Origin of the sequence: Thermodesulfomicrobium sp. WS (assembly GCF_027925145.1) — a bacterium.
GTDB lineage: Bacteria > Desulfobacterota > Desulfovibrionia > Desulfovibrionales > Desulfomicrobiaceae > Thermodesulfomicrobium.
In genome coordinates this window covers 581,814-593,931 of the sequence record NZ_AP027130.1, presented here as the reverse complement: position 1 = coordinate 593,931, position 12,118 = coordinate 581,814, and the positions used below count along the sequence as shown (strand labels likewise).

Genomic DNA, 12,118 nt, shown 5'->3' with positions numbered 1-12,118 from the left:
CCCGCCGTACGGCCTCATACGAGTCCAGAATTAGAGCACACGGAAGACCCGCACCTGATTGGTCCGGGAGTCGATGACGTGCACGCCGCAGGCAATGCACGGGTCAAAGGAGTGCACCGTGCGCAGGATTTCCACCGGACGCTCGGGGTCGGCAATGGGGGTGCCGATCAGGGCCTCTTCCACGGCGGAGAGCTGCCCCTTGGCGCAGCGCGGCCCAAGGTTCCACGTGGACGGCACCACCAGCTGGAAGTTCTCGATCTTGCCGCCCTTGATGCGGATCCAGTGGCTCAGCCCACCGCGCGGGGCGTTGACGAAGCCCACGCCCTCGGCCTCGTCGGGCATCTTCCATTCCTGATAGATCTTGGTGTTGCCCTGCTTGATGTTGGCGGACAAGGCACTCACCCAATCCATCAGCTTGTCGGCGATGACCTTGGTCTCGATGCCCCGGGCAGCGGTGCGGCCCAAGGTGGAGAACAGGGCTTCGGGGCCCACGCCCAAATGCTTGAGCACGGCATCCACCTGCGCCTTCACCTCGGGATGGCCCTTGGCATAGGCCACGAGCACCGTGGCGAGCGGTCCGGTTTCCACCGCGGTCTCGTTGTAGCGCGGGGCTTTCATCCACGAGTACCGGTCCCGATCCTCATAGGAGGTGTATTTGGGCTCGGTCACCCCCTGGTAGGGATGCAGGGCCTTGTCGCCTTCGTACCAGCTATGGCGCACATGCTCGGTGATGAGTTTGGGATCAAAGGGCTGCACCTTGGCAATGTCGCGCTTGGAGATGACGCCCGGAGGCAGCCAGCGGCTGTTGAGATCGCTCTCCACGGCCGGGAACTCGCCAAAGCTCATGAAGTTGGTGGTCCCGCCGATGCCCGCCCAATCTTTGTAGAAGGAGGCCACGGCCAAAAGATCCGGGATGTAGCATTCGTCGATGAACTGCTTGGTCTCCTTGAACAGACTCACGAACTCGCTGATGCGGGCCTCGGTGAGGCCGTCGTAGCAGGTGACGCCGCCCACCACGGTAAACTGGGTGTGCGGGTTCTTGGCGCCGAACACCGCCATGGCGCGGGCCGCCTTCACCTGCAGGTGCAGGGCTTCCAAGTAGTGGGCCGTGGCGATGAGGTTCACTTCCGGGGGCAGGTAGTAGGCGTCGTGGCCACCCAAGAAGTACGCGTTGGTGAAGATGCCCAGCTGCCCGGAATCCACCAGGGCCTTGACCTTGTCCTGCACGGCCTTGAGGTCTTCGGCCTTGGTTTTGCGTGGCGAGATGGAGTTGGCGATGTCCGCGGCCTTCTTGGGATCCGCCTTGAGGGCCGAGGCCACGTCCACCCAGTCTAGGGCATGGAGATGATAGAAATGCACCACATGGTCATGGAGGAACTGCGCCGCCAGCACCAGGTTGCGGATGAGGCGGGCGTTGTCCGGGAGTTTTTTATCGACGCCCACGGCGTTGTCCACACAGCGGGTGGAGGCCAGGGCATGCACATACGTGCATACGCCGCAGGAACGCTGCGTGAAGTGCTGGGCATCGCGCGGGTCACGGCCTTTGAGGATGAGCTCCAAGCCGCGGAAAAGCTGGGAGCTGGACCAGGCGTTGACCACCTTCCCCTTGTCCACCTCCACCTCGATCTTGAGATGGCCCTCGATACGGGTCACGGGATCGACCACGATGGGGCCTTTGAAATTGGTATTCATCGGCGTGTTGGCCATAGGTATTCTCCTTTTCGTGCACGCGCAAAGTTCAGGGTTAGGCTTCCTGGTAGAAGGGGCTCATCTGATCCCAGAAGTTGGGCTCGCTGCAGCCGATGCACGGATGCCCCGCTTCCACGGGCCAGTTGGTCTGATTGAATTTGATCTTGGGGCAGTTGTTGTAGGTCATGGGGCCCTTGCATCCCAATTTGGCGAGACACCAGCCCTTGCGCGCCTCTTCGGAATCGAAGGACGGCGCAAACTCGCCCGCATCGTAATGCTTGAGACGCGGACAATTTTCATGGACAGTCTCTCCAAAGAACATGATCGGCCGATTGAGGTCGTCCAGTTCCGGAATGGCGAGGTTGTTGGTGAGCAGATGCACGATGGTGCCTACGAGATTGTACGGGTTGGGCGGACAGCCGGCGATATTCACGGCCTTGACCCCCAACGCCCCGAGCGCGTCGTTCACGCCCTTGGCCTCCGTGGGATTGGGCGCAGCGGCCTGGACACCGCCAAACGTCGCACACGTGCCATACGCGATGACCGCCTTGGCCTTGGGCGCGATCTCGGAGCAGATCTCCAGCATGGTCTTGCCGGCCACCTTCCCGTAAATGCCGCCATCCTTCGTGGGGATACCGCCTTCAATGACACACAAATACCCCTCGGGGGAGCTGACCGCCTGATGCAGGGCCTCCTCGGCCTTGTGGCCTGCGGCGGCCATAATGGTCTCATGGTAGTCAAGGCTGATGGTGTCGAGGATCAGATCGTCAATGAACGGCCGCACCGTACGCAAGATGGATTCGGAACATCCAGTGCATTCGGCGTTGTGGAGCCACACCACCGAGGGACGTTTTTTGGCCGTCATGGCCTCGGCGATCCTCTGGGCAAAGGACGCCTCCATACCCATGACCGCGGCAAGGGTGGAACAGAACTTCATGAAATCACGACGGGTGATTCCATGCTGTGCCAGTCGTTCCTCGGCGCCCGGTTTGCCTAATCCGACCGCAAACTTCATAACACACCTCCATCGGTTGAATATATCGGACCAGCGACACCGCACGCCGCTGGCCTTGACCCCAGGAGAACTTCCCCAAGATGTCTTTTGCTACCATTGTTTTTTGATAAAGGTCAATATAGATTGCGAACCTGAAGTTTCTACAATCCTCTTTCGCAATACGATGTCTCCTCAAAAATCATTTTTTTAGATTTTTGCATAATCAAAAAATATTATTATACAACAAGTGTATACTAAAAATATAAAAGTAATACGATGATCGTACCCCGCCGTATTTCGCCAATGGCGGTTCTCTGCCTCCTCGGATCAGCATGCCTGCACTTGACGGTGGGAGTGGGCCTGCGAGGAACCCCCATTGGAAAGCTCCCCCAAGCCGTTATCGCAGTGGAGCTTCACGAGCAGTTGCCCTCCGGCGCTTCCCAGGCGCCGCGGCCCGGCAGCGGTCCTGTGCTCCTCGCCAACGAGGCCGGTGCGGACCGCCTCAAGCATGGGGCAGAGGCCCGCTTTCTCCACGGCCTGGCCACCGAAGAGTTCGTGGAAGACAATTATGTGGGGACGTTTCACTGGCAGGGAGATCCCATTGCCATCGAGCGAGACCCCCAAGGAAGGCTCTGGCTCCACGACCCAAGGCATGGATTTTTGCGCAGACTCCACCGCTTCAACCGCTTCATCTACGTCTACGGCCCGGACGACGACCATCCCGAGCCTATCCACGGGTCGGTCACCTTCTTTTCCGACGGCGAACGCGTGTTCCAATTTCTGTGGCAAGAACAAGGGGCCCACGCCGCCTTTCCGCGAAGATAGCTTCCCGCGCAATACGTCATATCGATAAGTACAATACAAAACGCATTGACTTATCTGGATTTTTCACGATAGCTGCCGCATCGTGAAATCGGTCACAGATGACCACACACGTTTTAAGGAGGCGGGTTATGAGTCTTTCACGACGAGAATTCGTCAAACTGTGCTCCGCCGGCGTGGCAGGGCTCAGCATCTCCCGGATGTGCCATCCGGGGGTGCTTCATGCCATGACCGAAGGCGCCAAGAAGGCGCCGGTGCTGTGGGTACAGGGGCAAGGGTGTACGGGCTGCTCGGTATCGCTCCTCAACTCGGTGCATCCGCGCATCAAAGAGATCCTGCTCGATGTCATCAGCTTGGAGTTCCATCCCACGGTCATGGGCTCCGAGGGAACTTTGGCTGTGGAGCACATGTACGCCGTGGCGGACAAGTTCAAAGGCAACTTCTTCCTGCTGGTGGAAGGCGCCATCCCCACGGCCAAGGAAGGCCGCTACTGCATCGTGGGCGAGACCACGGACGCCAAGGGCCATCACAAGGAAATCACCATGATGGAGCTCGTGCGCGAGCTCGCGCCCAAGGCCCTGGCCACGGTAGGCATCGGCACCTGCTCCGCCTACGGCGGCATTCCCGCTGCCCGGGGGAATGTCACCGGCGCCACGAGCCTCAAGGACTTTTTCGAGCACGAGAAGATCAAGACCCTGCTCGTCAACGTCCCTGGCTGCCCGCCCCATCCGGACTGGATGGTGGGAACGCTGGTGGCCGCCTGGAGCCATGTGCTCAACCCCAAAGAGCATCCGCTGCCGGAGCTCGACGACTCCGGCCGCCCCATGCTCTTTTACGGCGAGAACATTCACGAAAATTGCCCGTACGTGGAACTTTACGACAAGGCCCAGTTCGCGCCCACCTTCACCAAGCCGGGGTGCAAGGCGGAATTGGGCTGCAAGGGCCCGTCCACCTATGCAGATTGCTTCAAGCGCCGCTGGAATAACGGCATCAACTGGTGCGTGGAGAACGCCGTGTGCATCGGTTGCGTGGAGCCGGACTTCCCGGACGGTAAATCGCCTTTCTACGTGGCGGAATAAGGAGGTTTCCTGTGTCCCAAGCAACGACGCCCCATGGTGGCGCGGGTGATACGGTCCGGATCCCCATTGACCCGGTCACCCGAATCGAAGGCCACCTCAAAGTCGAAGTGGAAGTGAAAGACGGCGTGGTCGTGGACGCCCGCTGCTACGGCGGCATGTTCCGCGGCTTCGAGCAGATCCTGCGCGGCCGCGATCCTCGGGATTCGTCCCAGATCGTCCAACGCATCTGCGGCGTCTGCCCCACCGCCCATTGCACGGCATCGGTCATGGCCCAGGACGCCGCGTTTGGCGTCAAGACGCCCACCAACGGCCGCATTGTCCGCAACCTGATCTTTGGCGCCAACTACCTGCAGTCGCACATCCTGCACTTCTACCATCTGGCTGCTCTCGACTACGTCAAGGGCCCGGATGTGGCGCCTTTCGTGCCCCGCTACACCAACGCCGACCTCATCACCGACCGCATCAAGGACAAGACCAAGGCGGATTCCACCAACAAGTACGGGCTGGATCAGTACCTCAAGGCCTTGGAAGTGCGGCGCATCTGCCACGAAATGGTGGCCATGTTCGGCGGCCGCATGCCGCATGTGCAGGGCATGGTGGGTGGCGGCACCACGCAGATCCCCACTGCAGAGCGCATCGCCGACTACGCCGCCCGCTTCAAAGAGGTCCTCAAGTTCGTCACCGACGAATATCTGCCGCTCATCTACACCCTGGGCTCGGTCTACACCGACCTCTTTGCCACAGGCGTGGGCTACAAGAACGTCATCTCCTTCGGAGTCTTCCCCTTGGATGACGACGGCAAGACCTCGCTCCACAAGCCCGGCGTCTACATCGACGGCAAGGACGAACCTTTTGATCCCAAATTGATCAAAGAGTACGTCAAGTACTCCTTCTTCGACTACTCCAAGCCCGGCGGGCTGCATTACAGCGAAGGCGAGACCAACCCCAATCCGGACAAGGCCGGCGCCTACAGCTTCGTCAAAGCCCCGCGCTACAAGGACAAGCCCTGCGAGGCCGGCCCCTTGGCCCGCATGTGGATCACCAACCCCGCCATCAGCCCAGTGGGCCAGAAGCTCCTCAAGGAGCTCTACGGCATCGAGGCCAAGAACTTCCGCGACCTGGGTGACAAGGCCTTCTCCATCATGGGCCGCCACGTGGCCCGGGCCGAGGAGACCTATTTCGTGGCCCAAGCCATCGAAAAATGGCTCAAAGAGGTGAAGCCCGAGGCCGAGACCTACGCCAAACCCGAAATCCCGGACAGCGCCGAAGGCACCGGATTCACCGAGGCCCCGCGGGGCTCGCTCTTGCATTACCTCAAGATCAAGGACAAAAAGATCGACAACTACCAGGTGGTGTCCGCCACGCTGTGGAACTGCAATCCGCGCGACGACATGGGCCAGCGCGGCCCGGTGGAGCAAGCCCTCATCGGCGTGCCGGTTCCGGACATCAAGAACCCGGTGAACGTTGGGCGCCTCATCCGCGCCTTCGACCCGTGACTGGGCTGTGCCGTGCACGTGTTGCACGCGGAGACCGGTGAAGAGCACGTGGTGCACATCGGCTAGTTCGATGGACCCATTGATCCCCCAAAGGGCCGGTTCGCCGGCCCTTTTTTGACTTCGCCACAAGGGAAGGAGGAGGCATGAAACATCTCTTGGTACTGGGCGTGGGGAACCTGCTGCTCACGGACGAGGGCGTCGGCGTTCACGCGGTCCAAGATCTCGCCCAGGAATCGTGGCCCACCGAGGCGGTGGATTTCCTCGACGGCGGCACCTTCACCCAGGACATCTTTTATCTTTTCCAAAACTATCACCATATCCTGGTGCTCGACGTGGTGCACGGCGGCAAACCCCCGGGGACCATCTACCGTCTTACGGAACATGAGCTGCGCCACAGCGATTCCCAGCGCCTCTCCATCCACGATATCGACCTCCTCGACTCCCTCCAAATGGCAGAACTCCTCGGCAACCGTCCCCAACTCACGGTGCTTGGCATCGAGCCGTTGTGTATTTCCCAGTGGTCCATGGAGCTCACCCCCACGCTCAAGGCCGCCTACCCCGCCTATCTGGAAGCCGCCCGCCGAGAAATCCGCGCCATCCTCCATATCGCCCCTCCCGCAAGCCCCGCGGACGCAGGCAGCGTTGTAACCAGCCAATGAAAATGCCATTTTTGTCGTTAGCAAGCAGGTCGTTCCTTCGGGAATATTCTATGTTGATTAGACTATGTTGATTAGACTATTGTCTGGCAATGAAGACTATGGAGAAAATGAGTTAAGGGAGGGAACGACTTATGGCTATGAACGACTTAGACGTGTTGATGGAGTTCTTGAGAATGCCCCTTGAAAATGCGGATCCGGTATTTGAAAAGTTTCTCGCAATACCTGGAGCAATACTCAGAGGAGAGGGCTTGGAGAAATTTCTTTATATTGAGGGCTATCGGAAAAATAAAGTGCTGCTTGTTGCGCATGCTGATACGTATTGGGATTATTCCTACTATGGATATAGCTATGAACCTAAAATAATTTTTCAGCAGAATGGAATCATCAGGAATAAAAACGGCGCACTCGGCGCCGACGATAGAGCCGGTTGTGCCATTATATGGCTACTTAAGGAAATGGGGCATTCTATACTTATAACTAATGGAGAAGAGGATGGTCGAAGAGGAAGCAAGTGGTTAATGAATGAGAATCATGATATTGCCAATGCAATAAACTCAAACCACCAGTTTATGATTCAATTGGATAGAAGAAACGGTAATGATTTCAAATGCTATTCAGTTGGAACCGAGAATTTTCGGAATTACGTTAGACAAAAAACTGGATACTCAGAACCAGATTTCTTGTCCTATACAGATATAGTTACTCTTTGCCGTTCTATTTGCGGGGTCAATCTCAGCATTGGTTATCGGGGGGAACACACCCCAGATGAACATCTTGTTGTAGACGAATGGGTAAATACGCTGAACATCTGCCGCAAATGGTTATCGGAGGACGAATTGCCTCGCTTTAGCCTGTAAAAATACTCCCGAACGACCGCATCAACTCGGTGTAAGGCCCCAATTACTTGGACATGATTTCCCCGGTCGCCGAGCTGGAACGTGAAAACCAAAAGCTCCGTGACCGGATCAAAAAAGCCCAACCCATCATCGAAGTTCAAAAAAAATTACTCATGGGGATCCCCCCAATCGATCCCGAAACCGGCGCGAGCAACTCATGAATACCGCAACCCAGTTGCGAGCCTTGGTGTTTTTGCCACGCTAGAGAACGTCGCTCCATTGGGGCTTGAGGTCGGGGTGGTCGACTTGGCGACCGTGAAAAACAAGCCGGCCGGACAGACCCGCCTCACTGAGGCTGGCATCCACAAATAGACGGGCGGCCCCATGCTCGACGGGGAAGCGGACAGTCCCGACATCAAGGGCCTGCAAAGCAGGCCGCTTTATCTTCGGCAAGGACAACAAGCTCGAAAGCGTGATCATAACGCTGGACAAAAGGCGCCTCAAGGGAGGCGCCGCCGCTCTGCCTAAAAAATACTCCACCCCGGGGCGAGAGCATTTTGCGTTCGTCGGCGATGCTTCGGCCACTTATCGCAAAGGCGACAGCGTGGTAATGCTTGAAGCCCCGCAGCTTTCCTTCTCGATGGGCGTGCTCTATCTCACCAAACGGCTTCATGCGTCATTCAACGAGCGATCAAGCGCCGAAGAAGCCGCACGTCGCCGCGCTCAGGCCGAGAAATTCTGAGGCGCTGCGTTGAAAACCCTGCTCGTCTGGATCAATGGCCTGCTTGCCGTCTTGCCCGCCCTTGCTTTCCCTCAGTAGCATCTGGCAAGGGGCAAACGAACCCACCGCCCTCCTGGGTCTGGTGCAGGGCGACAGGTCCGGGATGCGGATCACCCGTGTCAGTCAGCTCGGCGGAATGCGTGTCGGGCGAGGCCGTTTCGCCCTTTGGCTTCTGGCCGATGCCGTGTGTTGACCATCGTACAACGGAGGAGCACCCATGAACATTTTGTCTTCGCTTCAATTTTTACGCCCCGGCTGGAGAATGGCGATTCTTGCCGCTGTCCTGTTTTCGGTGGTGCTGGTTTCATTGACGCCGCCGGCCCTGGCCGGCTTCGATGAAGGGCTTGCAGCCTATGACCGCGGCGACTACGCCACGGCCCTTAAGGAGTGGCGTCCGCTCGCCGAGCAGGGGCATGCAGGCGCGCAAAACAAACTGGGCGTCATGTATGCGAAGGGCCAAGGCGTGTCGAAGGACGATGCCGAAGCCCTCAAGTGGTTCCGCAAGGCCGCCGAGCAGGGGTATGCGGCCGCGCAAGGCGCCTTGGGCTTCATGTATGGGGACGGCCGAGGCGTGCCACAGGACTACGCCGAAGCCGTCAAATGGTATCGCAAGGCCGCCGAGCAGGGAGATACGAAAGCGCAAAACAACCTGGGCGCCATGTATAAGAACGGCCGAGGCGTGCCACAGGACTACGCCGAAGCCGTCAAATGGTATCGCAAGGCCGCCGAGCAGGGAGATACGAAAGCGCAAAACAACCTGGGCGCCATGTATGAGGACGGCCAAGGCGTGCCGGAAGACAAGGTTCTCGCCTACGCGCTCTACAATCTTTCGGCGGCCAATGATTCTTCGAGCGAGAACAAGGCGCGTAGCAATCGTGACTGGCTGGCGCACAAGCTTTCCCGCGAGGCACTCCTGCGCGGACAGGAACTCTCTCGTCAGCTTGCCCAACCTGGAAATTTCTCCAAGGCGCTCGATGCGTATCTCGCCGACACCGCCCGGCAGGGTGACAATCCTCCAGCCCGGAATGCCCAAAAACCAGGCAAAGGCAGGGCTGGCACCCCCTAGCGGGTTGCCGATGCCGCTGGTCCCTCTCCGCCTGCGCCGGCAAAAACACCCGGCCGGGTCTCCTGCAACACGCGCTGCGTGCATACCCAGTGCCGGCGCCTCCATGACGATGGGCGCGAGGTCATCTCGTAGAGCGTCGGGAGCTGCCCCCGTCCCTGTGCCATGGTCGCCATTTTGAACGGACGCAGGCAGCGTTTGACAAGCCGCTGCCATCACTCTATAAGGCGCTGTACTTCGGGCGGTTAGCTCAGCTGGGAGAGCGTCGGCCTTACAAGCCGAAAGTCATAGGTTCGATCCCTGTACCGCCCACCATCAGAAGACACCGCGCCCCGAGACTTCGGGGCGTTTTCTGTCTCTGCAGCCCCAAGCAGCGCGCCGCCCGGGCATCCAGCTTGTGGTCCCAGGCCAAACACCGGCGGCGATGTCGCCGCGACGCGACGCGTCATGCCTGGCACACACAAAAAAAAACGGCCGGAGCAGAACCCCGGCCGATCATTTCGCTTGTGCTGCGGCTTAGTACATGCCGCCCATGCCGCCACCCATGCCACCATGGCCAGCCGCCGGAGTCTCCTCCTTGGGCTTCTCGGCAATGGCGCACTCGGTGGTGAGGAGCAGTCCCGCCACCGAAGCGGCGTTCTGCAGCGCGATACGGGTCACCTTCTTGGGATCGATGACGCCCGCGGCGATGAGGTCCTCGTACTCGCCGGTAGCGGCGTTGTAGCCAAAGGACTCGGCACCTTCGCGCACCTTCTCGATGACCACCGCACCTTCCACGCCCGCGTTGGCGCAGATCTGACGCAGCGGGGCCTCCATGGCGCGGCGCACCACTTCCACACCCGCGGCCTCGTCGTCATCGGAAGCCTTGACGTCGTTCAGGGCCGACTGGCAGCGCACCAAGGCCACGCCACCGCCGGGGACGATGCCTTCTTCCACCGCAGCGCGGGTGGCGTTGAGGGCGTCTTCCACGCGCGCCTTCTTTTCCTTCATCTCGGTCTCGGTGGCAGCACCGACGTTGATCACGGCCACACCACCCACGATCTTGGCCAGGCGCTCCTGGAGCTTCTCGCGGTCGTAATCCGAGGTGGTCTCCTCGATTTCGGTGCGGATCTGCTTCACGCGGGCCTTGATCTTCTCGGGATCACCAGCGCCGTCCACGATGGTGGTATTCTCTTTGTCCACCACGATGCGCTTGGCGCGGCCCAACTGGTTGAGGGTAATGCTCTCCAGCTTCACGCCCAAGTCCTCGGACACCACTTCACCACCGGTGAGGATGGCGATGTCCTGAAGCATGGCCTTGCGGCGCTCGCCAAAGCCCGGGGCCTTCACCGCCACCACCTGCAGGGTGCCGCGCAGCTTGTTGACCACCAGGGTCGCCAAGGCCTCGCCTTCCACGTCTTCCGCGATGATGAGCAGCGGTTTGCCCATCTTGGCCACCTGCTCCAAAATGGGCAGGAGCTCCTTCATATTGGAAATCTTCTTCTCGTTGATGAGGATGAGGGGCGAATCGAGCTCGCACACCATCTTGTCGGGATTGGTGACGAAGTAGGGGGAGAGGTAACCGCGGTCGAACTGCATGCCCTCCACCACCTCAAGGGTGGTTTCCAGGCCCTTGGCCTCCTCCACGGTGATGACGCCCTCTTTGCCCACCTTGCTCATGGCCTCGGCGATGATGTTACCGATGGTGGCGTCGTTGTTGGCGGAGATGGTGCCCACCTGGGCGATCTCCTTCTGATCCCGCGTGGGTTTGGCCAGCTTGTCCAAGGCCGCCACCACCGCGTCCACCGCCTTGTCGATGCCGCGCTTGATGGCCATGGGGTTGCGGCCGGCAGCCACCAGCTTCACGCCCTCGTGGAAGATGGACTGGGCGAGGATGGTGGCCGTGGTGGTGCCGTCGCCAGCCACGTCCGAGGTCTTGGACGCCACTTCCTTCACCATCTGGGCGCCCATGTTCTCGAACTTGTCTTCCAGCTCGATCTCCTTGGCCACGGTCACGCCGTCTTTGGTGATCACCGGAGAGCCAAAGGACTTTTCGATGACCACGTTGCGGCCCTTGGGACCAAGAGTGACCTTCACGGCATCCGCCAGGGTATCCACACCTTTTTTCAAACGCTCACGAGCCTTGACATCAAACTTAATGACTTTGGCAGCCATATTCTCGACTCCTTAAAAAGATAGGGTGCTGGAAGAGAAGAAAACTAACCTTCGATGATGGCCAGGACGTCATCTTCACGCATGATGAGGAATTCCTCGCCCTCGATCTTGATCTCCGTGCCGGCGTACTTGTTGAAGATGACCTTGTCGCCTTTCTTGACGTTCATGGGGATGAGCTTGCCATCATCAGCGGTCTTGCCCTGACCCACGGCCACCACTTCACCCTTGATGGGCTTTTCCTTGGCCGAGTCCGGGATGATGATGCCGCCTTTGGTCACCTGCTCTTCTTCCAGGCGCTTCACCAAGATACGGTCGTGCAACGGTTTGAGCTGCATACAGAATCCTCCATAGCGATGGTTTATTTGTCCGAAAAAGATGGGGCCAGCAGGGCTGACCACGAAGACGAAGCCTCCAATAAAACCGCATCCCGGCCAGTCAAGGGCAGGGAGAAAAATTTTTTCGCGCCCCCTTCCCTGGCCTTGTGCTTTAGGACACAGGGGGATAGAAATTTTGGGTTTCCCACGATTTTTTTCCTGGAGATACCC

General features: G+C 59.1%; 12 protein-coding genes and 1 tRNA gene. 9 read left to right on the top strand and 4 right to left on the bottom strand.

Features of this window, described 5'->3' with window-relative positions; genetic code table 11:
- Positions 1-30: 30 nt before the first annotated feature.
- Together QMF81_RS02910 and QMF81_RS02905 are read right to left on the bottom strand one after the other, a co-directional pair.
- On the bottom strand, positions 31-1,707 hold the full coding sequence (locus tag QMF81_RS02910) for a nickel-dependent hydrogenase large subunit (RefSeq protein WP_281751859.1): 1,677 nt from the start codon (positions 1,705-1,707) through the stop codon (positions 31-33).
- A gap of 37 nt (positions 1,708-1,744) precedes the next feature.
- Positions 1,745-2,704 (bottom strand): hydrogenase small subunit, encoded by a 960-nt coding sequence (locus tag QMF81_RS02905; protein WP_281751856.1) that lies wholly within the window; start codon positions 2,702-2,704, stop codon positions 1,745-1,747.
- 282 nt (positions 2,705-2,986) lie between these two features.
- Here QMF81_RS02905 and QMF81_RS02900 point away from each other — a divergent pair, with 282 nt between their 5' ends.
- The 9 genes from QMF81_RS02900 to QMF81_RS02860 all read left to right on the top strand — a co-directional run bounded on the left by QMF81_RS02900 (position 2,987) and on the right by QMF81_RS02860 (position 9,734).
- Positions 2,987-3,508, top strand: a complete 522-nt coding sequence (locus tag QMF81_RS02900; RefSeq protein ID WP_281751854.1) for a hypothetical protein — start codon at positions 2,987-2,989, stop codon at positions 3,506-3,508.
- Between the two features lie 128 nt (positions 3,509-3,636).
- Positions 3,637-4,584, top strand: coding sequence for a NiFeSe hydrogenase small subunit (gene hysB, locus QMF81_RS02895; RefSeq protein ID WP_281751852.1), 948 nt, complete (start codon positions 3,637-3,639; stop codon positions 4,582-4,584).
- A gap of 11 nt (positions 4,585-4,595) precedes the next feature.
- Positions 4,596-6,080 (top strand): NiFeSe hydrogenase large subunit HysA, encoded by a 1,485-nt coding sequence (gene hysA / locus QMF81_RS02890; RefSeq protein ID WP_348772189.1) that lies wholly within the window; start codon positions 4,596-4,598, stop codon positions 6,078-6,080.
- A gap of 143 nt (positions 6,081-6,223) precedes the next feature.
- Positions 6,224-6,739, top strand: a complete 516-nt coding sequence (gene hysD / locus QMF81_RS02885) for a NiFeSe hydrogenase maturation protease (RefSeq protein WP_281751848.1) — start codon at positions 6,224-6,226, stop codon at positions 6,737-6,739.
- A gap of 131 nt (positions 6,740-6,870) precedes the next feature.
- Positions 6,871-7,596 carry a hypothetical protein gene (locus QMF81_RS02880; protein WP_281751846.1) on the top strand — a complete coding sequence of 242 codons (726 nt, stop codon included), beginning with the start codon at positions 6,871-6,873 and terminating at the stop codon, positions 7,594-7,596.
- Positions 7,597-7,649: 53 nt separating this feature from the next.
- Positions 7,650-7,796 (top strand): hypothetical protein, encoded by a 147-nt coding sequence (locus QMF81_RS02875; RefSeq protein ID WP_281751844.1) that lies wholly within the window; start codon positions 7,650-7,652, stop codon positions 7,794-7,796.
- A gap of 251 nt (positions 7,797-8,047) precedes the next feature.
- Positions 8,048-8,317: a hypothetical protein gene (locus QMF81_RS02870; protein ID WP_281751842.1), complete on the top strand. Its 270-nt coding sequence runs from the start codon at positions 8,048-8,050 to the stop codon at positions 8,315-8,317.
- 256 nt (positions 8,318-8,573) lie between these two features.
- On the top strand, positions 8,574-9,422 hold the full coding sequence (locus QMF81_RS02865; protein WP_281751840.1) for a tetratricopeptide repeat protein: 849 nt from the start codon (positions 8,574-8,576) through the stop codon (positions 9,420-9,422).
- Positions 9,423-9,658: 236 nt separating this feature from the next.
- A tRNA-Val gene (locus tag QMF81_RS02860) sits at positions 9,659-9,734 on the top strand.
- 201 nt (positions 9,735-9,935) lie between these two features.
- On the opposite strand, the gene groL is transcribed toward QMF81_RS02860, so the two are convergent.
- Both groL and groES read right to left on the bottom strand, forming a co-directional pair.
- Positions 9,936-11,573 (bottom strand): chaperonin GroEL, encoded by a 1,638-nt coding sequence (groL, locus tag QMF81_RS02855; protein WP_281751838.1) that lies wholly within the window; start codon positions 11,571-11,573, stop codon positions 9,936-9,938.
- A gap of 44 nt (positions 11,574-11,617) precedes the next feature.
- Positions 11,618-11,908, bottom strand: a complete 291-nt coding sequence (gene groES / locus QMF81_RS02850) for a co-chaperone GroES (protein ID WP_281751836.1) — start codon at positions 11,906-11,908, stop codon at positions 11,618-11,620.
- Positions 11,909-12,118 lie beyond the last annotated feature (210 nt).

What these genes read in the sequence shown, in the direction of transcription:
- QMF81_RS02910 (WP_281751859.1), bottom strand. Translation starts at nt 1,707, where the DNA reads ATGGCCAACACGCCGATGAATACCAATTTCAAAGGCCCCATCGTGGTC.
- QMF81_RS02905 (WP_281751856.1), bottom strand. Translation starts at nt 2,704, where the DNA reads ATGAAGTTTGCGGTCGGATTAGGCAAACCGGGCGCCGAGGAACGACTG.
- QMF81_RS02900 (WP_281751854.1), top strand. Translation starts at nt 2,987, where the DNA reads ATGGCGGTTCTCTGCCTCCTCGGATCAGCATGCCTGCACTTGACGGTG.
- hysB (WP_281751852.1), top strand. Translation starts at nt 3,637, where the DNA reads ATGAGTCTTTCACGACGAGAATTCGTCAAACTGTGCTCCGCCGGCGTG.
- hysD (WP_281751848.1), top strand. Translation starts at nt 6,224, where the DNA reads ATGAAACATCTCTTGGTACTGGGCGTGGGGAACCTGCTGCTCACGGAC.
- QMF81_RS02880 (WP_281751846.1), top strand. Translation starts at nt 6,871, where the DNA reads ATGGCTATGAACGACTTAGACGTGTTGATGGAGTTCTTGAGAATGCCC.
- QMF81_RS02875 (WP_281751844.1), top strand. Translation starts at nt 7,650, where the DNA reads ATGATTTCCCCGGTCGCCGAGCTGGAACGTGAAAACCAAAAGCTCCGT.
- QMF81_RS02865 (WP_281751840.1), top strand. Translation starts at nt 8,574, where the DNA reads ATGAACATTTTGTCTTCGCTTCAATTTTTACGCCCCGGCTGGAGAATG.
- groL (WP_281751838.1), bottom strand. Translation starts at nt 11,573, where the DNA reads ATGGCTGCCAAAGTCATTAAGTTTGATGTCAAGGCTCGTGAGCGTTTG.
- groES (WP_281751836.1), bottom strand. Translation starts at nt 11,908, where the DNA reads ATGCAGCTCAAACCGTTGCACGACCGTATCTTGGTGAAGCGCCTGGAA.